The organism is Amycolatopsis sp. ATCC 39116 (assembly GCF_000231075.2).
GTDB classification, from domain to species: domain Bacteria; phylum Actinomycetota; class Actinomycetes; order Mycobacteriales; family Pseudonocardiaceae; genus Amycolatopsis_E; species Amycolatopsis_E tucumanensis.
In genome coordinates this window covers 70,681-95,769 of sequence record NZ_AFWY03000012.1, presented here as the reverse complement: position 1 = coordinate 95,769, position 25,089 = coordinate 70,681, and the positions used below count along the sequence as shown (strand labels likewise).

The window sequence follows — 25,089 nt, the reverse complement described above, 5'->3', positions numbered from 1 at the left end:
TGCGTGACTACCCGCCGCGCCGTACACACCCTCGCCCGCATCGTCCCCGCATCGCCCACCTCGCAACCAAGTCACGGAAAGTACAGACTGCGTAGGAGAACTTCGACACCACGTACGATCATGGAGTGGCGGACTCAACACACGACTGGCTTCCTCAGCGCCATCTCGGCGTCGCCGCGACGCTGGCACATGCTGACGAGCTGATCGGAGAGATCAGCGACCTGCTTTTCGATTACCAGACACAGGCGGAAGGCGTGTTCGGTCTGCGCGAAGTTCCGGCGGGCTCAGTCAGCCGAACCGTCGTCGACCGCGTGGCTCCGATCCCACGCAGGGTGCCGTTGCTCGTGGCTGACGCCTTGGTGACGTTGCGGGCGGCCCTCGAACACGCGCTGTTCGCCGAGGTCGAGTTTCTGGACGGTGCGCCACTCGACGAAAAGGCCGCCAGACTCGTCGAAATGCCGGCGTCGGACACCTACGAGAAGTTCGAGGAGTGGAAGAGGAAACGAGCCCGCAACGCCCCTGTGTCTCTCCGAGAGGGCAGCGAACTACTTCGACGAATCGCCGGCCTGCAGCCCTTCCACCGGCAGGTAGAACCGCAGATGCACCCGCTGGCCCGACTGGTGCTCCATACGAACCATGCGAAGCACCGGACGCCTGCGATTACCGCGGTCCGCTTGGCTGCGATGTACAAGGACGATCAGAGACCTCGTTCGGCTCGCGACATGCAGCCACAGCCCGAGAAACCGCTGCGTATCGGTGACGTCATCGCAGAGACCCCGATCAGCACGAGGGTCCCCGTCACCCTGTTTCCGACAGTGGGGATCAACCGGCCTGGCACGGACCGGTGGCCTGTTCTGATGCGGGAGCTTGATGAGATCTCCCGGTGGGTTCGCCTCCAAGCGGTGCCGCGCCTGCTCACAGGTACGGAGCCGCCCGAGCCAACGCTTCCGGCACGCTACGAGATCGGAGTTGGTCACGAGGACGAACGCCGTGCGATAGCAGCAGGATCAGTTGTGTCAGCCGCCGATCGCCATGTACAGCGCCTGGGTGCTGCGTCCGCTAGGACCGATCTGATTGGTCTTCTCGGCCAGGCCGATGGATCCCCCAGCAACCAACAGGTGTCGGCGTGGCTGGCTCAACTGGCCGACGAGGAGGTGCTGAGCAAAGTCTCGATGCTCAAGATGACACACGACTACGACCCGCTTGTTATGCGTCACAATGCCGAAGTTCTGGCACGCATGCGCGAGGCAGTCTTGAACTTCGCCCGCGGCGACTAGCCTCCCGAAGAACGAAGGATGAGGTGTTCGCCGCCAGCGTCGACAGGTCATGGATCGCGGGTCCGGTGCTTACCCCCAGGAAAGATCGATCGCCAGGGCGCGTGATCGAGGATCACACCGGGGATCACTTGTCCGAGAGCGAGTGCGCTCGGACTCTCGTCCTGTCCATGAACTTGTCCATGAACCCAAGCCCACTCCTGCCACGGACGCGACCAAACGCGCACCTGGCGCCTGGCCTGCCTGCAGGTTCTCCTCCTGCCGGGTGATTTCGGACTCTCATAATCCCTTGGCCGCGGGTTCGAGCCCCGCCCGGCCCACCGGTTCTGACCAGCGAAAACAACTTCAGACGATCAACCGAAGTTGATCATGGGTGCGAGTATCCGAGGGTGATGGCTCGAACACGCCTTGAAGCCCGCCAGCGCGGCCGCATCGAGCAGCGCGGCGACAGCCTCCGAGTGGTGCTCTACGCCGGCATCGACCCAGTCACCGGCCGTCGTTCTTACCTGCGCGAGACGATCAAGGGCTCCGACGACGCCGCATGGCGCAAGGCCGCCGAGACGCACTTCAGGCCAGAGGTGCGACCACTACGGCACCATCGTCCCACGGCTCGACACCGAAGCGCGTGGCCCCACCGAACCGAACCCGAGGCAGACCTTCTTCAGACAGTTCCCTCGCACCCCGCCGACGGAGGATGCACCGACACCGTGCGCCGACCAAGTGATTGCCGCGAGCTCCATCGAACCGCGATCGGAGTCGGACGTGTGGGCTTCGCCATGGGGCAAGTGAGAACCAAGAGTGCACCCAGGCCCGGCAGCTACCACGCGGTCGCCGAGTGCACGAGCGCCAGGTACGCCTACGGAAGCTGGGAACGGCCGGAAGCTCCGGGCAGTCCACCATCAATTGCGGCAACGTGCGTCCGATCTCGGCAGCGTCGGCCTGGGCCAGTCACAGGCACGCAGCCCGGGTACCACTGGAATCCACCACTGCGGGATCAGGCCCGTGGTCGGCCTGTCAGCTCCACAGGAGATGGCCGCCGGCGAGCATTCCGGTCACGCTGGTGATCGCTGTGGCGATGAGCAGGGTCCGGGGCGCCACGGCGCGACGCGGGAACAGCCCGGCCCACCCCGCGATCGCCACCACCACCAGCGCACCCAATCCGGCCAGGAGCCCCAGCACGGACCGTTCGATCAGCCCGGCCCGCAGCAGCACGACGGCGGCCACCGCGGCGGACAGCGCCGTCCGCCGCCACGCCAGCGCCGTCCGCTCCGGCTGCAGCCCCGGGTCCCGCTCGCTCACGGCCGGTGCGTCAGCACGACGACCACGACGACGAGTCCGGTCAGGGCCGTGATCGTGCCCATCGCGGCGGGCAGCCAGTCCACCGGCAGCGGCCGCTGGTGCCGCATCGCCCGCTGCACGCGCGCCCACCGCCGATAGGCGAAGGCCGCCAGCACCGTGCCCGCCACCGCCAGCAAAACCGCCAGCCCGGTACGCAACCAGGCCACCGAAAACGACGGCACCAACTGCGCCAACGCGACCGCACCGGCGATCAACGCCAACGCCGTGCGCAGCCACGCCAGGAACGTTCGCTCGTTGGCGAGGGTGAACCGGTAGTCCGGCTCCTCCCCCTCCTCGTACCAGCGGGGCGTCACGATTCGGCCAGGAACGCCCGGTAGGTACCGAGCAACGGATCGCCGGTGGCGTCCAGCCAGGCGAGCAGCTCCCGCCGCGCCGCGGCCAGGTCCTCCCCGTACGCGGGGTCCGCGGCGAGGTTGGCCAGCGAATGCGGGTCGGCCCGCAGGTCGTAGAGCTCCTCCGGGGCGCGGTGCAGGTAGAAGCCGACCCGGTCACCACCCGCTTCGACCATCGCAGGCCAGGTCAGGCCCAGCATGTTCTCGGCGCGGTACTCGCGAACGCCGTCGGACCAGGCGTTCCAGATGTAGCCGAGCCGGGCGTCCTGGCGGCAGCGCATCTCGAACCGGCCTTTCGCGGCCGTCTCGTGGAACACCGTGTGCACCGCGTCGCGGCCTTCCTGCGGTTCACCGCGCAGCAGCGGAAGCAGGCTCTGTCCGTCCACTCCGGACGGTACGGGCACCTCGGCGGCCGCGCAGAAGGTCGGGAAGAGGTCCAGCGCCGACACGAACGCCGTGTCCTCGCTCGTGCCGGGCCGGGTGACGCCCGGCCAGCGCACGATCAACGGCGTCCGGCTGCTCTGCAGGTAGCAGTTGGCCTTGGCGAACGGGACCGCGATCCCGTTGTCGGAAAGGAAGACGACGAGCGTGTCCGTCGCGTCCACGGCCCCGAGGACGGCGGCCACCACGTCGTCGCAGCGCCGGGACGAGCTGAGGTACTCGCGGTACTCCTGCCGCACGGCGGGCAGGTCCGGCAGGAAACCGGGCACCCCGACGTCGTCCTCGGGCCCGAACACCCGCGACGGCGCCGGGTACGTCGCGCGGGCTTCGGCGGGAAACCGCTCCTGCTCGGCCTGGCTGCCGGAGTAGGGCCGGTGTGGATCGTGCGCGTTCGCCATCAGGAACCACGGCCTGCCCTGCTCGGCCGCCTCGGCGACGAAGGCCGCCGAAGCCTCGCCGTAGGCCGCGGGGCTGCGGCCCATGCCCAGCTCGCGCATGCCCCGCGTGAAGTCCCAGCCGAACCGCTCGACCGGTTGCAGGTGGTCGACCTTGCCGAGGACCCCGCAGAAGTAGCCGGCTTCGCGCAGCACCTCGGTCAGCACCGGGACGCCGTCGGCGATCGGTTCGAAGCCCTGCGCGCCGTTGCGGTGCGGCCAGCGGCCGGTCATGATCGCCGACCGGCTGGGCTGGCACACCGCGACAGCGACGTGCGCCCGCCCGAACGTCATGCCTTCGGAGGCGAGCCGATCGAGGGTGGGGGTGACGTCAGCCGGGCCGCCGAAGCAGCCCGGGGTGTCGCCGCCCATGTCGTCGGCGGTGATCAGCAGGATGTTCGGCGGCATCACGCACTCCCGATCCGCAGGGTGGCGCGGACGTCCCCGAGGCCGCGGGCGAGCAGCAGCTCCCCGTCCGGTGGCAGCTCCACCCAGTTCCCGCTCTCCCAGCGGCGCCGCAGCCGCGGATCCCCGGTCACTTCGACCCGCGCGCTCTGCCCGGGTTCGAGGGTCGCGGCGCCCCACCCGACGAGCCGCACGGGTTGCCGTTCGTCCGCCGGGCGGAAGTACACCTGGACGACCTCGCGGCTGGTGCGGCTGCCCGTGTTGGTGACGGTGACCGCGACCTGGTGGCCGTTGTCGTCCAGCACGGCGGCGTCCGAGTAGTCCCAGGTCGAGTAGCCGAGGCCGTGGCCGAACCAGAACGTCGGCGCAGGCGCTCGGCCTGCCTCGTGGCCGCGGTAGCCGATGAACGGGCCTTCGGCGTACTCGAGCCGGCCGTCCACCGGCGTCACCGACCACGCGGGAGACGCGCCGTCCGCCGCGGGGAAGGTCGTCACCAGGCGCCCGGCGGGTTCGAGGTCGCCGAGCAACGCGGCCGCGACGGCGTGGCCACCCTCCTGTCCCGGCAGACCGGCCCAGAGCACGGCGTCCACCTGCTCCAGCCACGGCATCAGCACCGGGGTGGCGGCGTTCACGACGACCACGGTCCGGCGGGCGGCGGCCGCGACCGCACGCACGAGGTCGTCCTGCGCGCCGGGCAGCCGCAACGTCGTCTTGTCCACCGCCTCGGTTTCCTGCTCCTCGGTCAGCCCGACGACGACCACGGCCACGTCGGCGGCGCGCGCGGCGGCCACCGCCCGGCCGACCGCCTCGGTCACGTCCTCCGGGGCCGGGCGCGCGACCAGCCCGTACCGGCCCCGGCCGCCGGACTCGAGGGTGACCTCGGCTTCGAGCAGCGCGCCCGGCTCGACATCGACGAGCAGGGTGTCACCCGGTGGCCGCAAGACCGCTTCGCCGACGTCGCCACTGGTGAGCCCCAGCTCGAACCGGCCGGTCCGGCCGCCGGCGCGCACTTCCCACCTACCGACGCCGATACCGCCGACCAGCATTCGCCCGCCTCGCGGCAGTCGCGCGGACAACCGGACGGCTCGCGGCGCCTCGGGCAGGTCGTCGTCGATCCCGATCATCGTGCTCGTCGCCGCGAGATCGCGTTCGCCGAGCAGCGAGCCGTCGGCCGCGTGCAGCGTCACGCGCATGCCGGGCTCGCCGGTCGACGGGTGGACGGCGAACTCCGGCCCGGCCGGGACCGGACGCTCCCGGACCTCCACGCCGTCGACGACGGTGACCGCATCGCCGAGCAGCTCGGTCAGCCCCTCGGCGACGCTCACCTGGTACGGCGGGTTCACCTGCGCCGAGCCGCCGCCCATGTCGACGGTGTCGACGGCGTGCCGGCCGACCAGCGCGACCGTCGTTTCGCGTCGTAGCGGCAGGACGCCGTCGTTCGTCAGCACCGTCATGCCTTCGGCCGCCAGCCGGGTCAGCTGCGCCCGCCGGGCCGGGCTGTCCGGCGCGGGAACTTCGCGGGCAGGCCGCGGGGTGCTGACGCGTTCGGCGAGCAGCAGCAGGCGGCCGAGGTGGTCGTCGATCACGGCCTCGTCGACTTCACCGGCCTTCACGGCGTCGACGAGCCGGTCTCCCCACGGCCCGACCGGACCGGGCATCACCAGGTCCAGTCCGGCGTTGGCCGACGGGGCCGTGCTCGTGGTGGCCCACCAGTCGGACACGACCAGCCCGCGGTAGCCCCACTCCCCCTTCACGATCTCGGTGAGCACGTGCCGCTGCTCCGTGGCGGGGGTGCCGTTGACCCGGTTGTAGGCCGCCATGATCGACCACGCGTCCGCGTCGGCGACCGCGATCTCGAACGGCAGCAGGTACACCTCGCGCAAGGTCGCTTCGTCGACGACGCTGTCGACGGTGTGCCGCTCGGTCTCGGACTCGTTGGCCACCAGGTGCTTCAGGCACGCACCGACCCCGTGGTCCTGCAGGCCCCGGACGTACGCGGCGGCGAGCGCCCCGGACAGCAGCGGGTCCTCGGAGTACGCCTCGAACAGGCGGCCGCCGAGCGGGCTGCGGTGCAGGTTGATCGTCGGCCCGAGCACGACGTGGACGCCCTGCGCCGAGGCCTCTTCGGCCAGCATACGCCCGACTTCGTAAGCAGTGCCGGTGTTCCACGCCGACGCCAGGAGCGTCGCGTTGGGGAACAACGTGACCGCCGGGCCGCCGGAGAACGTCAGGCCGCGGACCCCGGTGGGCCCGTCCGACAGGCGCAGCTCGGGCAGCCCGATCGCGGGCTCCGGGCGCAGGGTGAACATGCTCGCGCCGGTCAGGAGCGCGACCTTGGCCGGCAGGTCCAGCGCACTGTCCACAGTGGAAGTCATCGGAAACCTCTCGGTCAGGCGGGGTCGGCGGCCGCGATCATCTTGTCCCAGGCCGCGTGCCGCTCGGGCGTCCACGCGACGTCCGAAGCGTGCCAGGACACCGGAGTCGCTCCGGTCGCGGTCGAGAGCCGTTCGGCGAGGTCGTCGGCAAGGTGGCCACGCCCGGTTGCGCGCAGATGTTCCTGGTACCGCACAGGGTCGTTGTAGTAGACCGGCCCGACCTGCAGCGTCGTCTGCATCGGATCGGGCAGCGCGCCTGGACGCCCCGCGTAGGTGTGCAGCCACTCCGCCAGGTACGTCCGCATCCGCGCGGCCAGCTCCGGCTCCTTGTCGAGCAGGTCGGTGGTGAGGTGCGGATCGGCGGTGACGTCGAACAGCTGCTCCCACTCCGCGCGGAACGCCCCGGGGTGGTAGGTGCGGATGTAGAGGTGGTCGCGGGTGCGGACCGACCGCTGGTAGGTGTGGGCGCCGTGGCCCAGCACGAGATACGGCCGCGACGGGATCTCGGCGCCGCGGACGGCGTCGGCGAACGAGGTTCCCTGCCAGCCACGGGGAATCGGAACGCCGAGCAGGTCACAGATCGTGGGTGCGAAGTCGATGTTGTAGAGCAACGCGTCGCAGTGGCGCGCGTCGTCGGGCAGCTGATCGGTGACGCCGGGCCAGTAGACGACCAGGGGCAACCGGTGGACCGGCTCGTTGGCCAGCCCGTGCTCGGCGTAGGAACCGTTCTCACCGAAGGATTCGCCGTGGTCGGCGCTGACGATGATCGCCGTCTCCCCGGCGATGCCGAGTTCGTCCAAGGTGGCCAGAAGCTCGCCGAAGAGGCTGTCCCAGTACATGATCGTGCCGTCGAATCCGTTGATCAGGTGCTCGAAGTCGGCGCGGGTGCGGATCGCCTCGGGCATGGTGTCCGGGTACGGCGACTTGCGCGGGCCCACCGAATAGTGCAGGTCCAGCGCGCTGCGGGGCCCATAGACCTCGGCGTGCCCGTCGATCGCCTCCTGATCCGGCCAGGCCGGCGCCGGACCGGACGCGGCGGCCCGCTCGGTCCACTCCTTTCCGGTGAGGTACGGGGTGTGCGGCTCCCAGTAGGTCAGGTGCAGGTACCAGTCGTCCTCGTGCGCGTGCCGGCGGATCCAGTCCAGCCCCACGCGGTTGATCTCCCGGCCGTCCTCGTCGTTGATCTCGTCGGTGGCCCGGATCGACTCGCGGAAGTTGCCCAGGAAGTGGTAGGCGCGGTGCCGTTCGGCGAACATCGAGACGGCGGCGGTGTAGTGGCCGTGCTGCCCGAGGCGCTGGCCGAGCAGCGGCCGGTCCGGGTGCGGGGCGTGGCCGGAGTCGAGCCGGAACCGGGCGGCTTCGCCGAAGTGGCCGATGACGCCGTTCGTGATGCCGAACTGCCCGCTGGTCATGGCGGTGCGGGAGGGCAGGCATGGCGAGTCGGAGCAGTAGTAGCGGTCGAACACCACTCCCTTGTCGGCCAGTGCCTGCAGGTTCGGCGTGGTGGGCCGGTGGTAGCCGTACGGCTGCGTGTGGTCGGCGCGGAGCGTGTCGACGTCGACGTAGATGACGCGCATGGGAACCCTTCTCGTGGCGGCGGTCAGCCGGGATCGCGGGCGCAGCGGAACCCGGTGTTGCCACCGGAGCTGTCGGGGGTGTTGTGCGAGCGGGCGGCGACGCGGTAGCGGTTGCAGTAGGAGACGTGGCAGAGGTAGGAACCACCGCGCGTCACGCGGTCGGTCCCCGTCGACGGCCCGATCGGGTCTCGCGCCCGGGGCGGGTGGTCGGTGCCCCAGCGGTCGGCGCACCACTCCCAGACGTTGCCGGCCATGTTGTGCAGGCCGAAGTCGTTGGGCGGGAACGCGTCCACCGGCGCGGTGCCGGCGTAGCCGTCTTCGGCCGTGTCGGTGATCGGGAAGCGGCCCTGCCAGATGTTGGCCAGGTGGCGGCCGCCCGGGTTCAGTTCGTCGCCCCAGGGGTAGCGGCGCTGGTCGTGCCCGCCGCGGGCGGCGTACTCCCACTCCGCCTCGGTCGGCAGCCGCTTGCCGGCCCACGCGGCGTACGCGCCGGCGTCGTGCCACGACACGTGGACCACCGGGTGGTCGCCGCGACCGCTCAGGTCGCTGCCGGGGCCTTCGGGCCGCCGCCAGTCGGCGCCGGTCACCGCGGCCCACCACGGCGTGACATCCGGGCGGGGTGAGATCCGGCGCAGCTCCCGGTCCAGGAACCGGACGAACACGTAGGACCAGCCGATGCGCTCGGCCTCCGTGACGTATCCCGTGTCCGCGACGAAGGCGGCGAAGTCGTCGTTCGACACCGCGTACCGGTCGATCAGGAACGGGGACAGCTCGACGGTCCGGACCGGGCCCTCGCCGTCGGCTGGGAAGCCTTCGGCGTCGTCGGTGCCCATGCGGAACTCCCCGCCCGGCAAGGCCACCATCCCGTCGGTGGACCCCGGCCGAGTCGGCAGCGGCGCCACCGGGGTCTCGTGCGAGCCGGGCGACCGGCCCGGGGTGCAGCAGCTCATGCGACCGCTCCGGTGCGGGCGAGTTCCCCGGCGAAGTGGCAGGCGGCCAGCTGCCCGCCTTCGGTCGGGGTGAGTTCGGGGTCCTTCTCGGCGCAGACCGTCCGGTCCGGACGGTGCAGCGGGCCGATCGGGCAGCGGGTGCGGAACCGGCACCCGCTCGGCGGGTCCTTGGGGCTGGGCAGGTCACCGCCGAGGACGATCCGCTCGCGGGTCCGCCCGCCCGTGTCCGGCACGGGCGATGACGCCAGCAATGCGGCGGTGTACGGGTGCTGCGGCGACGAGTAGACGGCTTCGGCGTCTCCGATTTCGACGAACCGGCCGAGGTACATGACCGCGACCCGGTCCGACAGGTGCCGCACCACCGACAGGTCGTGGGCGATGAACAGGTAGCCGAGGTCGAACTCGTCGCGCAGCGATTCCAGCAGGTTGATGATCTGGGCCTGGATCGAGACGTCCAACGCGGACACCGGTTCGTCGAGGACCAGCAGCTTCGGCCGGGCCGCCAGGGCCCGGGCGATCCCGACGCGCTGGCGCTGCCCGCCGGAGAACGCGTGCGGGTACCGGTCGAGGTGCCGTTCGTCGAGCCCGACCCGCTCGACCAGCCGCACCACTTCCGCCGCCCGCTCCGCCGCCGGCATGCCGCGGACGGCGAGGGCCTCGTCGAGCGACTGGCGGATCGTGCGACGGGGGTTCAGCGACGCGTAGGGGTCCTGGAACACGTACTGGACGGTGTCGCGCAGGTGCGGCGAACCCGCGGGTTCCTTGGGGCCGAGGGTGTGTTCTCCGACCCGGATGGTGCCGGCCGCGGCGGTGTTGATGCCGACGATCGTCCGCGCCAGCGTCGACTTCCCGCACCCGGACTCGCCGACCAGTCCGACCGTCTCGCCGCTGGACACGGTCAGCCCGACACCATCGACCGCGTACACCGGGCGGTGCCGGCGGAACAGGCCGGTGCGCTCGCCGTTGACGTCCACCTTCAGGTCGGTGATGTCCAGCAGTGGCACCGGAATCCGCTCGCGGCGGACGGCGGCCGCGGCGGGCGGGCGCATCGGCGGGATCGCCGAACCTGCCTGCGTGACGTGGCAGGCGGCCAGGTGCCCGTCGCCCCGCGACACGAGCGCGGGCACCTCGCGGGTGCAGACGTCTTCCTTCAGGCGGCAGCGCGGGTGGAAGGCGCAGCCGCTCGGCAGGCGCGCGGGGTCGGGCGGGGCGCCCGGGATCGACGGCAGCCGGCGGCCGGTGGACACCTCGTCGACCCGGGGCATCGCCGCGAGCAGGTCCGCGGTGTAGGGCAGCTCGGGCCGCTCGAAGATCGCCGCGACCGGGCCGCGTTCCATCACCCGGCCGCCGTACATGACGACGACCTCGTCACACATCTCGGCGACCACACCCATGTCGTGGGTGATCATCAGGACGGCGATGCCCAGTTCGTCGCGCAGCTTGCCCAGCAGCCGCAGGATCTGCGCCTGGACGGTGACGTCGAGCGCCGTGGTCGGCTCGTCCGCGATCAGCAGCGACGGCGAGCTCGCCAGTGCCACCGCGATCACGACGCGCTGGCGCATGCCGCCGGAGAACTGGTGCGGGTAGTCGTCGATCCGCCGGTCGGCGTCCGGGATGCCGACCTGGTGCAGCAGCTCGCGGGCACGTTCCCGCGCGGGCCGCTTGGCGGTGCCGTGCACGATCAGTGCTTCGGCGATCTGGTCGCCGACGGTCATCGCCGGGTTCAGCGCCGACTGCGGGTCCTGGAACACCATCGCGATCTCGCGGCCGCGCAGCTCGCGCATCCGCTTCTCCGGCAGGGCGAGCAGATCCGCGCCCCGGTACCGGACTTCGCCGCCGGCGATCCGCCCGGGCGGGCGGACCATCCGCAGGATCGAGCGAGCCGTGACGGACTTGCCGGACCCGGATTCGCCGACGATGCCGACGACCTGGCCGGGCCGGACCGAGAACGTCACGTCGTTGACGGCGTGCACGACCCCGGCCGGGGTGTCGAAGTGGGTGCGCAGGCCGCGCACGTCCAGCAGGGTCTCAGTGGTCATCGCCGGGTCGCCGCCTCGTTGAGCGCGTCGGACAGGAGGGTGAAGGCGAGCGCGAGCAGCAGGAGCACGAGCCCCGGCCCGAGCACGTAGGTCGGCAGCGTGCTGACGTACCGCGCGCCGACGTTGAGCATCGCGCCGAGCGACGGGTTCGGCGGGTTGATCCCGAGCCCGACGATGCTCAGCCCGGCCTCGATGAAGATGGCCACCACCATGAACACCGTGGCCTGCACGAGGATCGGGTCGGTCACGTTCGGCAGGATGTGGCGCACCAGCACCTTCGGCCGAGACACGCCGAGCACCCGGGCCGCGAGCACGTATTCCCGCTGCTGCTGGGCGAGCAGGCCCGCCCGGGCGAGCCTGCCGAAGCCGGGCAGCCCGGCGATCACGATGGCGACGAACAGCGACGTCCAACCTGCCCCGATCATCAACACGATCATGATGCCGAGGATCAGACCGGGGAAACCGAGGATGAGGTCGAGCAGCCGCTGTGTCGCCGAGCCGAGCAGTTTCGACAGGTAGCCGGAGAGGCCGAGCAGCGTGCCGAGCACCATGCTCACCGGCACCGCGGTGAGGATCAGGCTCAGGTCCGTGCGCAGCCCGTAGATCGTCCGGACCAGGATGTCCCGGCCGAACTCGTCGGTGCCCAGCAGGTGGGCCGCGGACGGGCCGGTGAGGGCGTCGCGGGCCTGCTGGTCGTAGCCGCCGGGCGCGAGGACCGGGGCGAGCACGGCGACGGCGACGAGCAGCGCGAGCAGCACCGCGGCCGCGATCCCCTTCGGAGTGCGGAACGCCTTCGCGTACCGGACGAACGTACCGCCCCGCTCGGGTTTGCGCGCGGTCTTTGGTGCGGCGACGGCGGCCGCCGCGACGGGCCCGGTGAGTGTCCTTTTCGGAATGTCCATGGTCACTGCCCCAATCGGATGCGGGGGTCGAGCGCCGCGAGGGCGATTTCGGTGAGCAGCTGGGCCAGGACCGCGATGAACACCGTGCCGACGATGAGCACCTGGACGACCGCGTAGTCGGCGTTCTGCGCGCCGGACACGGCCAGCTGGCCCAGCCCGTTGCGGGCGAAGATCGCCTCGATGACCACGGCGCCGGCGAGCAGGTCACCGAACCGGATGCCGATCGCCACCACGGCCGGGCCGAGGCTGTTGCGCAGGACGTGCCGGACGCTGATCCGCCGCGACGGCACGCCCTTCGCGACCGCCAGGTCGACGAAGTCCTCCTGGCGCACGCCGACCATCGACGTCTGGACCAGCCGCGCCACGCCGGCCGACATGGGCAACGCGAGCGCCAGCGCGGGCAGCAGCAGGTACTGCAACCCGATGGACGGATTGTCCAGCACCGGCGTCTCGCCGCTGATCGGCAGCAGCCGCACGGCCACCCCGAAGACGAGGATCAGCAGCAGGCCGACCAGGAACGGCGGGGCGGCCAGCAGACCGGTGTTCGCGCCGCCGATGAGGGTGCGCGCCCAGCGGCTGCGGGCCGAACCGGCGAGGACGCCAAGGCCGATGCCGAACACGACGAGGAACACCCCGGCCAGCACGGCCAGCTCGACCGTGCTTTCGAGCCGGTCGCCGATCAGCTCGGCGACCGGCCTGCCGTACTGGAAGGACTGCCCGAGGTCGCCGGTGAACAGGCCGCCGAGCCAGTGCAGGTACTGCGTCACCCACGGCTGGTCGAGGCCGAGCTGGGCGCGGATCGCGGCGATCGTCTGCGCGGACGCGTCCGGGCCCGCGATCACCGCGGCGGGGTCGCCCGGTGCCAGGCGCGGCAGCAGGAAGGCGATCACGCTCGTGGCCAGCAGCACCAGCACGATCGACGGGAGGCGGCGGAGGAGGAAGCGGCTCATCGGACCAGGCACGTTTCCCGGGACAGCAGCCCGCCGGAGGTGAAGGTGGTACCGCCGACCGCCGTGGAGCGGACCATGATGCCCGGCGTCGTGACGACCACGTGCTGGACGGCCTGGTCGAGCATGTAGGCGGTCAGCTCGTGCACGGCCTTGGCCGCGTCCGGGCCGCTGCCGGCCTCGACGAGACCCTGCACCAGTGCGGTGTACTCGGGGCTGCCGAACTGCCGGTGGGCGCCCTGCAGCCGCACGTCCGGGTTGGTCTGCGCGATCAGCGACGGGGTGTCGGCGACCCCGCGGAAGGACAGGTAGTTCCCGCCCTTCTGCGCCGCCAGCCGCGCCTGGTAGTCCGGCGCCGCCAGCGCGACGAGGTTCGGTTTGAGGCCGACATCGGTCAGGTTGTTCGCGATGATCTGGTATTCGGCCTGCAGCTGCGGGTTGTTGATGATGGTGATCGGCACCGCGGCGCCGGTCGCCCCGGCCTGCTGGATCAGCTGGCGGGCCTTGGCCGGGTCGTACCGGTAGGTGTTCTCGAGGTCCTTCGGGTAGGTGTCGCCCGGCGGCCAGATGAGGCCCGCGGTGGTGCCCAGCCCGCCGAAGACCTGCTGCTTGATCCGGTCCCGGTCGATCGCGTAGCCCACGGCCTGCCGGACGGTCTTGTCCGCGAAGACGCCGCTGGTCGTGTCGAGGACGAGCGAGTACGCCGCCTGCAGGGTGTTCTGAAGCTGGAACTGGTCGCCTTGGCGGGTCACGGTCTGCGCGTCCTGCGTGGTGAGGCCCCCGGCGAGCTGGGCCCGCGAGGAGCGCAGTGCGGCCAGCTGCGCGGTCGAGTCCGGGATGACGACGTTCTCGATCCGGTCCAGGTGCGGCAGGCCCTGCTGCCAGTACTTGTCGTTGCGCACCAGCACGATCTGGGAGCCCGGCTGGTACTCCTCGACCTTGAACGGGCCGGTCCCGATGATCTTGCTGCCGTCGGCGAGGCCCGCGTAGGTCTCCGAATCGACGATCGGGGTGTCGTCGAGGACGCTCGCGAGCACCGGCGACAAGGCCGTCTTCGAGCGGATCGTCACCTCGTGGTCACCGGTAGCCTCGATCTGCCAGCCACCGATGATCTGCTTGTCGATCGAGGGGCTGGCCGGGGTGAGGGCCTGCTCGAAGGTGTACAGCACGTCCGCCGCGGTGAAGGGACGTCCACTGTGGAAGGTGACGCCCTGGCGCAGCGTCAGCACGGCGCTGCGGTCGTCGGCTCCCAGCTTCCACGCGGAGGCCAGCAGTGGTTCCGGGTTCTTGACGTCGCCGTTCTTCACCGCGAGCAGCGTTTCGAAGACACCACGGACCCAGAACAGGTTCGCCGCGCCCTGGGCGAGGATGCGGCCGGGGATCGGGGGTTGGGCGTTCGCCACGACGAGGGTGCCGCCGGGGCGGCAGGCGGCCGTCGACGAACCGGACGCCGCCTGCTGCTGCAGGTCCACAGCGGACTGGCAGCCGGCCACCAGGACGGCCGACAAGGTCAGCAGGAGGGCACCACGGATTCTGGATACGCCTGAGCGCATGGAAGGACTCCTCGTTGAGTCAGGATTCGCCGGCGCGTGTTTCGCACACGCGGCGACCGGACCGTCAGCGGCCGGTGCGGGGTCGGGAAAGCCGGGCTGCCGCCGGGGCGGCGGCGCTTCGCGGGAGCGTGGTCAGTGCTTTTCGAGGCGGCGCATGCTCGTCTCGAAGATGCCGCACATGTCGACCGACGGGTCGCGAAGCCATTGCAACTGCAGGCCGTTCATCAGCGAGACCAGTTCGGCGGCGGTGTCCGCCGGGTCGAGCGAGGCGGGCAGCCTGCCCGTCTCCTGGTCGCGTTCGATCAGCCGGACGATGTGGCCGCGGACGCGGCGGTTGCGTTCGCGGAAGAACTCGTGGGCCGGGTGTGCAGGGTCGAGGCTTTCGGCCGATTGAACGGTGAACAGCCGCACGAGACCGGGTTGCGTCTCGTTGCGGCGGCAGTGCGCCACCAGCCACTCGCGCGTGGAGGCGTCGACACCGGCGAACTCGGCCGCCAGGGCCTGCTCGTCCTGGAGGTCACGCTGCTGCAGCAAGGCGAGGATGAGCGCGTCCTTGCTCGGGAAGTGGTGCAGCAGCCCGGGTTGCGAAACCCCGACCTTCGCCGCCACCTCGGCGATGCTGGTGCCGTGGAAGCCGGCGACGGCGAACGCGTCCGCGGCGACGGCGAGGATCTGCTCCCGCCGCTCGGCGGCCGGGAAGCGGACCCGGCCGGACTCTGCTCGTGTCATGCGGCTCCTTCCATTCGATACGCCTAACTTACCGAGTACTCGGTAAGTTAGGAAGGTGTACTGCCGAGTAACTTCTGGTCGTCGCTGATCAGGGCGTCGCTGATGGCCTGGAGCTTCGCCCGGGGCAGCAGACCGACGGCCATCGCGGCGATCTCGACCAGGCTCAATCCCCCGGCCACGGCGGCGAGCGGACCGGTGAGCAGTCCCGGCACCCGCTCCTGGAGCACCGCACGGGCCCCGGGATCGGCGAGCAGCTCGCGCAGCGGGGTGTGCGCGCTCAGCGGACCCCGCGGGTAGTCCTCGCGGCGGATCGGTTCCCGGGCCGCTTCGACCTGAGCCCAGTGGCGCCGCACCTGCAGGTGCTCGCGGCCGGGATCGCCGTGCTCCGGCAGGCCGAGCCGCGCGTACTGTTCGGGTGGCGCGTCGGTGTCGCGCATGCTCCGGGTCAGCAGCCCGATCATCCGCAGCTCCAGCTCGTCGTCGACCAGCGGCCGTTCCTGGCCCGGATCCTCGTGGAGGTCGTACAGGAGCGTGCCGAACGCGTACGGGTTGGACATCGCCTGGCCCCGCGTCCGCAGGACCGGGACGCCCTTGGTGAACGCGAACGGGGGCACGAGTTCGGCGTCGCGCAGCTCCTCGGGCGCGAAGCGGGCCATCATGTGCGTCGGCATGAGCGTGTACTCCGCCAGGGGCGCGTTCGCTTCGGTCGCGGGGGCTCGCATGTAGACGTACCGGCCGTCGGTCACGCTCACGTGCCCGCCGAACCCGCCGAACAACGCCGCTTCCCGGACCGGTTCGTCGGCGGCGACGACGTCCCGCAGCGGCCGGCCCTGCATGTCCGGCGGCCGGGGCACGCCGAACCACTCGAGCAGCGTCGGCCCGAAGTCGATTGTCTGTACCAGAGCCGATCTCCGCTCGCCGGCGGCACCCGCCCGCGGGTCCCAGACGAACAGGGGCGTGTGGATCGTTTCGTCGTACCACGGCGGCACGTTCTTGCCCCACCAGCCGTGCTCCCCCAGCAGGTACCCGTGGTCGGTCACGACCATCAGCAGAGTGTCCCGCCAGAGGTCGAACTCGTCCATGCGGTCGAGCACCCGGCCCAGCGAGTGGTCGCACATCGACAGCAGCGCGGCGTACCGGTTGCGCACGTGGGCGGCCTGCTCCGGGGTTTCGAGCACCTGGGCGTAGTCGGGCCAGTCGAGTTCCGGGCCGTCGTAGTCCTCGGGGTAGAGGTCGTGGTAGCGCGGGTAGCTGAAGAACGGCTCGTGCGGGTCGAACGTCTCGATCTGCAGGAACCAGCCGTCCTCGGCGTGGTTGACGTCCAGGAAGCGCAGGCCCGCGTCGAAGGTCCGCGTCTGCGGGTGGTCGGCCTCGTCGGCGAGGTGCTGCCGGTTCACCCGGTCCTGGCGGTAGGCGGGGCGCCGGAGCCGTTTGAGGTCCGGGGCCGGCTCTGGATCGGCGACCTGCCCGTGCCAGAAGTCGCCTTCCTGGCCGCGGAAGAACTCGTAGGTGCGGAACCGGTTGTGGTAGGTGGCGCCGCCGTCTTCCCAGTAGTGCGCGTGGTCGGTGGCCAGGTGGGTGTGCACGCCGGCGTCGGTGAGCAGTTGCGGGGCCGAGTCGTCGAACGGCTCCAGTGGACCCCAGCCGCGGTGGAGGAAGTTGTAGCGGCCGGTGTGCATCTCCCGGCGGGCCGGCATGCACGGCATGCTGCCCGCGTAGCAGTTGTCGAACACGGTGGTCCGCCTGGCGAGCCGCGCGAAGTTGGGCGCGTGCACGTCCTGGCCGCCGTAGACGGGCAGGTGGCGGCGGTTGAGGCTGTCGAACATCACGACGATCGCCTTCACGGGACCTCCTTTACTTACCGAGTACTCGGTAGGTAGCGTGACCACATCCAACCCCGGACCCCGGCACCCAGGCAACCCCGGAGGCATCGTGGCCCCACCCGACTTCGTCGTGATCGTCGCCGACCAGCTGCGCGCCGACGCGCTCGGCGCATTCGGCGCCGAGCACGCCCGCACCCCGAACCTGGACGCGCTCGCCGCCGCGGGGATGACGTTCACCAACGCCTTCGTTCAGCACCCGGTGTGTTCGCCGAGCCGGGCGTCGTTCCTCACCGGCTGGTACCCGCACACCGCGGGGCACCGCACCCTGGACGGACTGCTGCGGCCGGACGAGCCGAACTTCTTGCGGACCTTCCGCGACCACGGCTACCACGTCGTGTGGGCGGGCGACCGCGGCGACACGTTCGCCCCCGGAGCGACCGAGCTCAGCGTGCACGAGCACGGATTCACCGAGGTCCCGGCCGGGGCGCGCTGGGGCGGTGCGCCCGCCGAGCGGCGGCGCCGCCGTCCCGCTCTTTCCGGCATTGAAGACTCCTTGTGGGACAGGCTTTTCTACGGCGGCGAAGTCTTGGACGACGCCCTCGACTTCGACGAGGCCGCGGTCCGCACCGCTGAATCGTGGCTCGCCGATCCGCCGGACCGGCCTTGGGTGCTCTTCGTGCCCTTGATCGCACCGCACTGCCCGTTCGAGGCCGCCGAGCCGTGGTTTTCCCTGCACGACCGCAACGCCCAGCCCGCGCCCGTTCCCCCGGGGACCGGTCCCGCCTACCTCGCCGCCATCCGCGAGAAGTATGGCCTCGACCGCGCGACACTGCCGGTGTGGCAAGAAGTCGCCGCCGTCTACCACGGCATGGTGTCCCGGTTGGACGCCCACGTCGGCCGGATCGTCGCCGCGCTCGGCCCGGACACCGTCGTCGCCTTCTTCGCCGACCACGGCGAATACCTCGGCGACTTCGGCGTGATCGAGAAGTGGCCGTCGGCGATGCACGCGTGCGTCACCCGCGACCCGCTCATCCTCAGCGGCGGCCCGGTGCCCGCCGGGACGACCGACGCGCTCGTCGAACTCATCGACGTCTTCCCCACGTTGCTCGACCTCGCGGGCATCGAGTCCGACCACGTCCACTATGGACGAAGTCTGCGGCACCTGTTCGACGACGCGGACGGCGAGCACCGGGCGTACGCGTTCAGCGAGGGCGGCTTCCTGGCCGAAGAGGAGCCCCGGCTCGAGCGCGGTGCGTTCCCCTACGACCTCAAGGGTGAACTCCAGCACGAAGACCCCCGGCTCGTCGGCAAGGCGTTCGCGGCCCGCGATCGCGACTGGACCTACGTCTGGCGGCTCTACGAACCACCCGAGCTGTACGACCGCCGGACCGACCCGGCCGAGACGCGCAACCTCGCCGGACGAGCGGAATTCGCGGCCGCCGAGGAGCGGATGCGCGAGGCCGTCCTCACGTGGCTGGCCACCACGGCCGACGTCCTCCCGGCCGGCCGCGACCCCCGGCGGCCCGCGGTCGACCTGCCCGCACCGAGGTGCACTCCCTAGGTGCGGGCGCGCAGTTCGCGCAGCAGGGCGTCCCGGATTTCCTCGTGCGCCGTGCTTTCCGCGAGGTTCCGGAGCTCGCGGGGGTCGGCGAGCGAGTCCGCCAGGAACACGTCTTCCTCGCCGGGTGCGGCGGGGCGTCCGTCGATGCGGACGGTGGCGTCCAGCCGGTGGCGCCGGGTCCGGATGCAGCTGCGCCGTGGCCAGCCCCTCCCGTCGTCCCAGGTGCCCTCGTCGCGGTTGGGGAACGCGCGGCTCGCCGGGTCACCGTAGCCGATGGTCGCCAGGACGTGGTCCGGCTCCGGCTCGCCGAACAGATCACGCCCCGCCATCGGCGCGGCGGCCGGGATGCCCGCTGCCCCGAGGAGCGTCCGGGCGAGGTCGAGCGACTGGACCAGATCGTCGCGGCGCTCCCCACCTGACCGGCCCGGCCGCCGGACGATCAGCGGAACCCGGTGGCTCTGCGGGGCGAAGGTGTGCTTGCCGAAGGCGCCCCCTTCGCCGAGGTGCACGCCGTGGTCGGAGGTGAGCACGACGATCGTGTTCCCAGCCAGGCCGCGGTTCTCCAGTTCCCGGAGGATGAGCCCGATCTGCTCGTCCACCCAGGCGACCAGCGCCAGGTAGTCGGCCTGGGCTTGCCGCAGCTCGGCTTCGGGCATCTCGCGCCCGCCGTTGAGCTCGGCGAAGCGGCGGTCGAAGCGGCTGCCGTCCGGATCGCCGTCGAGGGCGTGTCCGGGCTGGGCGTCCGGCGGGAACAGCCGGGCCCAGCGTTCGGGCGCCACGACCGGCGTGTGCGGCTGCAGGAACGACGCGCGCAGCAGGAACGGGCCGTCCACCGCGCGCAGCCAGGCGATCGCCCGCCGCGCCACCTCCTCGGGGACGAACTCCTCCCCGGAATGCCGTCCGCCGACGACGAAACGCATGCCCGGCGTCCGCACCAGTGAGCCTTCGTCGGCCCCGGAGAGCGGATCGCGCATCCCGGCCCCGGTGTGGTCGTCCACCTGCCACGGCTTCAGTTCGGGCGGGAGGTGCTCCTTGCCGAAGCTGGCGGTCGCGTACCCGGCGTCGGCGAACAACTCGGGGAAGGTGACCAGCCCGGCGGGGAGCGGCCAGCCACCGGCGGCGGCCTCGTTGTGGAAGACACCGGTCCGCTCCGGCGGCAGCCCGGTCAGCGTCGAGGTGCGGCTCGGCACGCACACCGGTGAGTTGGTGTAGCAGCGGTCGAACACCACGGCGTCCGCGGCCAGCGCGTCGATGTGGGGGGTGCGTGGCGAGAGTCCCCCGGCTTCCGCGTAGCAGCCGAGCGCGTCCGCACGCAGCTCGTCGCAGTACAGCCACAGGATGTTGGGACGATCGTGCACGTGGAAACCTCCGGACTCTTACCTACCGAGTACTCGGTAGGTAACGTGGCACACGGTAACCCTGGCGGACCCGCGAGGGCAACCACGGCCGGGTGCTCAGATGTCGGTGACGGTCCGGAAGCCCAGGTTCCCGCTCGAGCCGTCCGGCATGTTCGCGGTGCGGGCGGCGACGCGGTAGCGATTGCAATAGGAGTCGTGGCACAGGTAAGACCCGCCGCGCATCGCGCGGTTCGCGTGGGCGTCGTCGAACCAGTCGGCGCACCACTCCCACACGTTGCCCGACACGTTGTACAGCCCGAAACCGTTGGGCGGGAACGCGTCCACCGGCGCTGTTCCGACCTGACCGTCCTCTTCGGTGTTGTGCACCGGGAAGCGGCCCTGCCAGATGTTGCAGCGGTGTTCCCCACCCGGCGTCAGCTCGTCACCCCACGGGTAGCGGGCCTGGTCGAGACCGCGCCGCGCCGCGTACTCCCATTCCGCTTCGGCCGCAGGCGCCGGCCCTCCCACTCGCAGTAGGCCACCGCGTCGTGCCAGGACACGTGCCCCCAGTGCGGCGGACACAAGACACTGACCTGCGGAAACCGAGAATCACCTGGCCAGGATCGGGAAGTTGGAGCGCGTTGAGGGCCGTTCAAGGCAACAGTGGAATGAACCCCGCTCCAGATTCGCTCCTGCTTCGCCTGTACCTCCGCTTGCCCTCGAGCGGGGCCGCGACCACGACAGTCCGGTTCTCTGCGGCGACGTCCCCCAACTCGAGACGCTGCTGTTCGAAATGAACGTCGGTCAGGTCGGGATGACTCTTCCGGCCTCGCCGCGTGCATCCATCGGTGGAATGTTCGTCGCGCTGCCGGTGGCCACGTGGTGTGCGAGGTCCGCCCGCACTGAACGGAGTGCTTCGGACAGCCGGACCCGTTCCTCGCGGGGTGCGTGGACGCGGCGGCGCCGGATGGACGTACGGGAATTCCTGCGTTCAGCGAGCTTTGACGGCAGGTCTCCAAGTGTGCCATTGCACGACCATCCTGGCGCGTACCGCCTGCGCAATCTCCAGAGAACAGGCGCCCTCCCAAACCCCTGCTCAGCTGTTCACGTCGACGACGATCCGGCCTCTGATCCGGCCGTCGAGCAGTTTCGATGCTGTCGGGATCGCCTCGCTCAACCCGATCTCCTGGCTGATGTCCTCCAAGTGCGCCAGGTGAAGCTCGCGGCTCAGCCGCTCCCACGCGGTCTTGCGGCGGGTGTAGGGCTGAGTGACGCTGTTGACGCCCAGCAGGCGCACTCCCCGCAGGATGAAGGGCGCGACCGACGCGGGGAAATCCAAACCCTGCGCCATTCCGCAAGCCGCAACTAGGCCCTCCGAGCGGGTCGCGGCACAGACGTTGGCGAGGGTGTGGCTGCCTACCGAATCGATCGCCGCGGCCCATCGCTCCTTGGCGAGCGGGCGTCCTGGCTCGGACAGCTCGGTCCGGTCGATGATCGTGCCGGCTCCCAACCGCTGCAGGTAACCCGCCTCGGATGGCCGTCCGGTCGCGGCGACCACCGAATAGCCGCGTCGAGCCAGCAATGAGACCGCGAAGCTACCGACTCCACCGCTGGCGCCGGTGACGAGAACCTCCCCATCTTCCGGCGTCAGGCCATTGCTCTCCAGCACCATGAGGCACAGCATCGCCGTGTATCCCGCGGTCCCGACGGCCATGGCTTGCCGTTCGTCGAGTCCAGCAGGCAGCGGGATGAGCCACTCTCCTCGCACACGGGCGCGCTGAGCGAGCCCACCCCAGTGGGTCTCTCCGATGCCCCAGCCGTTGAGCAGGACGTGGTCGCCTGGCGCATAGGCCGGGTCGCCGCTGGACTCGACGACGCCGGCCAGATCGATGCCAGGCACCATCGGAAAGCTGCGAACGACGGGCCCCTTACCGGTGATGGCGAGTGCGTCCTTGTAGTTGAGGCTGCTGTGGACGATCCGCACGGTCACATCGCCGTCGGGCAACTCCTCTTCCTCGAGGTTCCGCACCTCGGCCTGGTAGTCGGTGTTGCTTCGGTCGATGAGGATCGCTTTGAACATGATTCTCCTCCGGTGACGATCGCTTCCAGATCGATCAGAGCAGGCTGCTCCCCGCGTCGATGGCGAGCGCCGCGCCAGTGATGTACCGGGCCTCGTCACTTGCCAGGAAGAGAAGTGCGTTGGAAATGTCGACCGGCTCCACCCACGGGACAGGCAACATCTGCAGCCGGCTCGACGCCGCCGCGAACTCCTCCTTCGTGGCGCCCTGCTTACCCGCGAACAGGTCGTAGATGGGCTGGTTGTGGATCATGTCGGTGTTGACTTGCGTGGGATGCAGGCTGTTGACCCGGATACTGTCGGGTGCCAATTCCATCGCGAGTGTGCGGGTCAATCCGACAACCCCGTGTTTGGCCGACACGTAGTGCGCCATGTTGGCGTCTGAAGCGCGGAAGCGCCGCCGCATCGAGCAGCGCGGTCGCCGTCGGACTAAGGGCCGGCCAGTACACGACGCGCTGTAATCCGCGGCGTTATTCTGCTGAACGGCGTGGCGAGGTCGTCCACTGACGTCCTGCCTTCAGCAACCATTGCCACGTGGCGGCGTCGTAAGTCTCACGACGCGATCAACAATCCACCAGTGAGCCGGCAACCCTCTGATGCCGATTCACGGAAGTACCGGCTCAGTACCACCTCGGCATCATGCCATCCTTCACGGTCACCAGATTCAACTCGAGCACTTCGCGGGGAGACGAGCCCGACAATGCCCGGCGAGGTAGTCATAGTCGTTGGCGGAGCCGCCCTCGACACCACATCATCGTCACTTCGACGGCACGCGACGTCCCGCTGCGCCGCGCGAACCAGGCTTCCGGTGGTGGCCACACCAACGGGTCAGCCGAGCACGCGTAGCGCCTGGTCGACCGCCGCGCGCAGCCGTTGCGGGTCGTGGCCCGCGCGGTGGCGTACCCGCAGCCCGGCGAGGGTGGTGAACAGCAGGTCGGCGGTGGCCTCGGCGTCGAGGTCGGCCGCCAGTTCACCGGCGGCGATCCCGCGCCGCAACAACGCGGCGATCGCGACGAACGTGCCTTCGAATGCCGCATCCACCCGCCGGCTGGTTTCCGGGTCGTCCGTGCCCAGCTCGGTGGCGGTGTGGATGACCAGGCAGCCCGGCACGTCGGCGGGCTCGACCATCGAGTAGAGCCAGTCGCGCAACACGAGGCGGACTGGCCGGTCGTCCTCCAGTGCGGCGGTGCAGCGCGCGGACTCCGACGCCTGGTAATGATCCAGAGCGCGCAGGAACAGCGCGTGCTTGTCCCCGAAGGTCCGGTAGAGACTGCTCGGGTTGAGGGCGAGCGCCTCCCCGAGGTCGCGGGTGGACGTGGCGTGGTAGCCGCGCCGATGGAACAGCTCCGTCGCGCGCGCGAGCACTTCCCCCTCGTCGAACTGCCGAGACCGTGCCACGCACCCAGACTACCCCAGGTTGTGGAGCGACTGCTCCCGTTGTACTGTCCAGACCATACGGGAGCGATCGCTCCCAAAAAGGAGGCAGTGATGGACAACAAAGTGGCCGTCGTCAGCGGTGGCACGAAGGGCATCGGCGCCGCGGTCGTCGAGCGCCTGCGCAAGGACGGCTACTGGGTCGTCACGGGTTCGCGCTCGGCTACACCGGAGCAGGGTGACGACCTGACCGTCGTCCGCGCGGATCTCGCGACCGCCGAGGGGGTCGAGGCGCTCGCTGCTGCCGCACTGCGGCTCGGCCGGGTCGACGCGCTGGTCAACAACGTCGGGCAGTTCGAGGCCCGGAGTTCGTTCCTCGACGTCACCGACGCGCAGTGGCAGCAGGGCTTCAACGCGAACGTCCTGTCGGCCGTGCGCCTCACGCGCGCACTGCTGCCGGCGCTGCTGGAGCGCGGCGGAGCGATCGTCAACGTGTCGTCGATCAACGCACGGTTGCCGTTCCCGATGGTGGTGGACTACTCCGCGCACAAAGCGGCGCTGACCAACCTCACCACGGCGCTGTCGGAGGAGTTCGCACCGCGAGGGGTCCGGGTGAACACCGTGTCGCCCGGGCCTGTCCGCACGCCGGGCTGGACCGATGACGGCCGTCTCGGCGACAGCATGGCCAGCGCGTCCGGCACCACCCGCGATCAGGTACTGGACGAGGGCGTGCCCGCGAGCATGGGCATCGCACTCGGCCGGATGGGCGAAGCCGGTGAAATCGCCGACGCGGTCGCGTTCCTCCTCGGGCCCCAGGCCCGGTGGATCACCGGCACCGACCTCGTGATCGACGGCGGGACCATCAAGGCGGCGTGACACTCCCCGGGGCTTCGGGCCTCGGGGTGCGCCCCGAAGCCCGAAACCCGCGGAAAGCCTGCTCTCGCCGAACCTTCGGCGTGATGGACAAGCCCGCGCCCGGCCGCCGTCAGCTCGCCTGGGCAGCCGGCATCCCGTCCCCGGTCCCCGTCATGGCGTCGAGCGCGGCGTCGTCGGTCCTCCGGGCCGTCAGCCGCGCGGGCGGCACACACTGACCGTCCGGCGTGACGAACGCCAGTTGCGCGGCCGTGCCCGTGTCTTCCAGGGTGAACCGTGGCGAGGTGCCGCCGGGACGCGGCCGGTGAGCGCGGCCCCAGCTCGCCAGCGCCGCCATGACCACGTTCAAGCTGCGGCCGGCTTCGGTGAGTACGTACTCCTCCCTGGCCCGCAGCCCCGGCTCCCGGTAGGTCCGCCGCTCCATGAGGCCTTCGTCCACCAGCTGCGCGAGCCGTTTGGCCAAGATGTTCGGCGCGATCCCCAGCTCCTCCCGGAACTCCTGGAACCGTGTCGAGCCCGCCAGCATCGCCTCCCGGACGATCAGCAGCGTCCAGCTGTCGCCGAGCACCTGCAGCGTCCGGGCGATGGAGCAAGTCGAGTCCTTGCCGAGCGTCTTGGGCACGCCACGATCGTACCCACTTGAGTAGCCCCCAGCTAGCCAGCCCGGCCGCCCGGCTGGGTTGCACGAAGAAATCCAGCGATGCTAGCTTGCTGAAAGCAAGTCAGC

General features: G+C 70.6%; 19 protein-coding genes and 2 pseudogenes. 3 read left to right on the top strand and 18 right to left on the bottom strand.

The features are described 5' to 3' along the window. The first annotated feature begins 125 nt into the window (after nucleotides 1–125). Nucleotides 126–1,277: a hypothetical protein gene (locus tag AMY39116_RS0316140; protein ID WP_020418674.1), complete on the top strand. Its 1,152-nt coding sequence runs from the start codon at nucleotides 126–128 to the stop codon at nucleotides 1,275–1,277. A gap of 1,011 nt (nucleotides 1,278–2,288) precedes the next feature. On the opposite strand, the gene AMY39116_RS0316135 is transcribed toward AMY39116_RS0316140, so the two are convergent. From AMY39116_RS0316135 to AMY39116_RS0316080, 12 genes are all read right to left on the bottom strand, one after another. After that, nucleotides 2,289–2,573, bottom strand: coding sequence for a DUF202 domain-containing protein (locus tag AMY39116_RS0316135; RefSeq protein WP_020418673.1), 285 nt, complete (start codon nucleotides 2,571–2,573; stop codon nucleotides 2,289–2,291). After that, the gene (locus AMY39116_RS0316130; protein WP_020418672.1) at nucleotides 2,570–2,926 is read right to left on the bottom strand and encodes a YidH family protein; all 357 of its coding nucleotides are present in this window, start codon (nucleotides 2,924–2,926) and stop codon (nucleotides 2,570–2,572) included. The genes AMY39116_RS0316135 and AMY39116_RS0316130 overlap by 4 nt, the downstream gene beginning before the upstream one ends. After that, complete coding sequence (locus AMY39116_RS0316125; RefSeq protein ID WP_020418671.1) at nucleotides 2,923–4,248, bottom strand: sulfatase; 1,326 nt, start codon at nucleotides 4,246–4,248, stop codon at nucleotides 2,923–2,925. The genes AMY39116_RS0316130 and AMY39116_RS0316125 overlap by 4 nt, the downstream gene beginning before the upstream one ends. After that, nucleotides 4,248–6,620, bottom strand: a complete 2,373-nt coding sequence (locus AMY39116_RS0316120; RefSeq protein WP_027935965.1) for a glycoside hydrolase family 3 protein — start codon at nucleotides 6,618–6,620, stop codon at nucleotides 4,248–4,250. Before AMY39116_RS0316120 ends, AMY39116_RS0316125 begins: the two co-directional genes overlap by 1 nt. A 14-nt stretch (nucleotides 6,621–6,634) precedes the next feature. Beyond that, nucleotides 6,635–8,197: a sulfatase gene (locus AMY39116_RS42980; RefSeq protein WP_020418669.1), complete on the bottom strand. Its 1,563-nt coding sequence runs from the start codon at nucleotides 8,195–8,197 to the stop codon at nucleotides 6,635–6,637. Between the two features lie 23 nt (nucleotides 8,198–8,220). Further along, nucleotides 8,221–9,147, bottom strand: a complete 927-nt coding sequence (locus AMY39116_RS0316110; RefSeq protein WP_020418668.1) for a formylglycine-generating enzyme family protein — start codon at nucleotides 9,145–9,147, stop codon at nucleotides 8,221–8,223. Further along, nucleotides 9,144–11,186: an ABC transporter ATP-binding protein gene (locus tag AMY39116_RS0316105; RefSeq protein WP_020418667.1), complete on the bottom strand. Its 2,043-nt coding sequence runs from the start codon at nucleotides 11,184–11,186 to the stop codon at nucleotides 9,144–9,146. Before AMY39116_RS0316105 ends, AMY39116_RS0316110 begins: the two co-directional genes overlap by 4 nt. After that, nucleotides 11,183–12,088: an ABC transporter permease gene (locus tag AMY39116_RS42975; protein WP_063710160.1), complete on the bottom strand. Its 906-nt coding sequence runs from the start codon at nucleotides 12,086–12,088 to the stop codon at nucleotides 11,183–11,185. The genes AMY39116_RS0316105 and AMY39116_RS42975 overlap by 4 nt, the downstream gene beginning before the upstream one ends. 2 nt (nucleotides 12,089–12,090) lie before the next feature. Further along, entirely contained in the window at nucleotides 12,091–13,038 is a 948-nt protein-coding gene (locus tag AMY39116_RS0316095) for an ABC transporter permease (RefSeq protein WP_020418665.1), read from the bottom strand. Beyond that, nucleotides 13,035–14,588, bottom strand: a complete 1,554-nt coding sequence (locus tag AMY39116_RS0316090; protein WP_084506103.1) for an ABC transporter substrate-binding protein — start codon at nucleotides 14,586–14,588, stop codon at nucleotides 13,035–13,037. Before AMY39116_RS0316090 ends, AMY39116_RS0316095 begins: the two co-directional genes overlap by 4 nt. A 132-nt stretch (nucleotides 14,589–14,720) precedes the next feature. Then, the gene (locus AMY39116_RS0316085) at nucleotides 14,721–15,317 is read right to left on the bottom strand and encodes a TetR/AcrR family transcriptional regulator (RefSeq protein ID WP_020418663.1); all 597 of its coding nucleotides are present in this window, start codon (nucleotides 15,315–15,317) and stop codon (nucleotides 14,721–14,723) included. Between the two features lie 47 nt (nucleotides 15,318–15,364). Beyond that, nucleotides 15,365–17,161, bottom strand: a complete 1,797-nt coding sequence (locus tag AMY39116_RS0316080) for a sulfatase (protein ID WP_020418662.1) — start codon at nucleotides 17,159–17,161, stop codon at nucleotides 15,365–15,367. 88 nt (nucleotides 17,162–17,249) lie between these two features. On the opposite strand from AMY39116_RS0316080, the gene AMY39116_RS0316075 reads away from it, so the two are divergent. Beyond that, a complete protein-coding gene (locus AMY39116_RS0316075) occupies nucleotides 17,250–18,701 on the top strand; it encodes a sulfatase-like hydrolase/transferase (protein ID WP_020418661.1) in 1,452 nt (483 codons plus the stop codon). Here AMY39116_RS0316075 and AMY39116_RS0316070 read toward each other — a convergent pair. From AMY39116_RS0316070 to AMY39116_RS0316050, 5 genes and pseudogenes are all read right to left on the bottom strand, one after another. Next, nucleotides 18,698–20,059 (bottom strand): sulfatase, encoded by a 1,362-nt coding sequence (locus tag AMY39116_RS0316070; protein WP_020418660.1) that lies wholly within the window; start codon nucleotides 20,057–20,059, stop codon nucleotides 18,698–18,700. The two genes, AMY39116_RS0316075 and AMY39116_RS0316070, sit on opposite strands and share 4 nt — an antisense overlap. A gap of 96 nt (nucleotides 20,060–20,155) precedes the next feature. Beyond that, nucleotides 20,156–20,601: pseudogene (locus tag AMY39116_RS42970) on the bottom strand (formylglycine-generating enzyme family protein); the annotation flags it as partial. Between the two features lie 533 nt (nucleotides 20,602–21,134). Then, complete coding sequence (locus tag AMY39116_RS0316060) at nucleotides 21,135–22,118, bottom strand: MDR family oxidoreductase (protein ID WP_020418658.1); 984 nt, start codon at nucleotides 22,116–22,118, stop codon at nucleotides 21,135–21,137. A gap of 34 nt (nucleotides 22,119–22,152) precedes the next feature. Further along, nucleotides 22,153–22,491 (bottom strand): annotated as a pseudogene (locus tag AMY39116_RS42965) (SDR family oxidoreductase); the annotation flags it as partial. Between the two features lie 452 nt (nucleotides 22,492–22,943). Next, a complete protein-coding gene (locus AMY39116_RS0316050; RefSeq protein WP_027935964.1) occupies nucleotides 22,944–23,513 on the bottom strand; it encodes a TetR/AcrR family transcriptional regulator in 570 nt (189 codons plus the stop codon). A 90-nt stretch (nucleotides 23,514–23,603) separates the two neighbouring features. On the opposite strand from AMY39116_RS0316050, the gene AMY39116_RS0316045 reads away from it, so the two are divergent. Then, the gene (locus tag AMY39116_RS0316045; RefSeq protein ID WP_020418655.1) at nucleotides 23,604–24,365 is read left to right on the top strand and encodes an oxidoreductase; all 762 of its coding nucleotides are present in this window, start codon (nucleotides 23,604–23,606) and stop codon (nucleotides 24,363–24,365) included. Nucleotides 24,366–24,474: 109 nt separating this feature from the next. On the opposite strand, the gene AMY39116_RS42960 is transcribed toward AMY39116_RS0316045, so the two are convergent. Further along, nucleotides 24,475–24,984 (bottom strand): helix-turn-helix domain-containing protein, encoded by a 510-nt coding sequence (locus tag AMY39116_RS42960; protein WP_020418654.1) that lies wholly within the window; start codon nucleotides 24,982–24,984, stop codon nucleotides 24,475–24,477. Nucleotides 24,985–25,089: the final 105 nt, after the last annotated feature.

Bases quoted from the DNA above. Each gene is read 5' to 3' on its own strand.
- AMY39116_RS0316125 (WP_020418671.1), bottom strand. From the start codon at position 4,248: ATGCCGCCGAACATCCTGCTGATCACCGCCGACGACATGGGCGGCGAC.
- AMY39116_RS0316120 (WP_027935965.1), bottom strand. From the start codon at position 6,620: ATGACTTCCACTGTGGACAGTGCGCTGGACCTGCCGGCCAAGGTCGCG.
- AMY39116_RS42980 (WP_020418669.1), bottom strand. From the start codon at position 8,197: ATGCGCGTCATCTACGTCGACGTCGACACGCTCCGCGCCGACCACACG.
- AMY39116_RS0316110 (WP_020418668.1), bottom strand. From the start codon at position 9,147: ATGAGCTGCTGCACCCCGGGCCGGTCGCCCGGCTCGCACGAGACCCCG.
- AMY39116_RS0316105 (WP_020418667.1), bottom strand. From the start codon at position 11,186: ATGACCACTGAGACCCTGCTGGACGTGCGCGGCCTGCGCACCCACTTC.
- AMY39116_RS42975 (WP_063710160.1), bottom strand. From the start codon at position 12,088: ATGGACATTCCGAAAAGGACACTCACCGGGCCCGTCGCGGCGGCCGCC.
- AMY39116_RS0316095 (WP_020418665.1), bottom strand. From the start codon at position 13,038: ATGAGCCGCTTCCTCCTCCGCCGCCTCCCGTCGATCGTGCTGGTGCTG.
- AMY39116_RS0316090 (WP_084506103.1), bottom strand. From the start codon at position 14,588: ATGCGCTCAGGCGTATCCAGAATCCGTGGTGCCCTCCTGCTGACCTTG.
- AMY39116_RS0316085 (WP_020418663.1), bottom strand. From the start codon at position 15,317: ATGACACGAGCAGAGTCCGGCCGGGTCCGCTTCCCGGCCGCCGAGCGG.
- AMY39116_RS0316060 (WP_020418658.1), bottom strand. From the start codon at position 22,118: ATGTTCAAAGCGATCCTCATCGACCGAAGCAACACCGACTACCAGGCC.
- AMY39116_RS0316045 (WP_020418655.1), top strand. From the start codon at position 23,604: ATGGACAACAAAGTGGCCGTCGTCAGCGGTGGCACGAAGGGCATCGGC.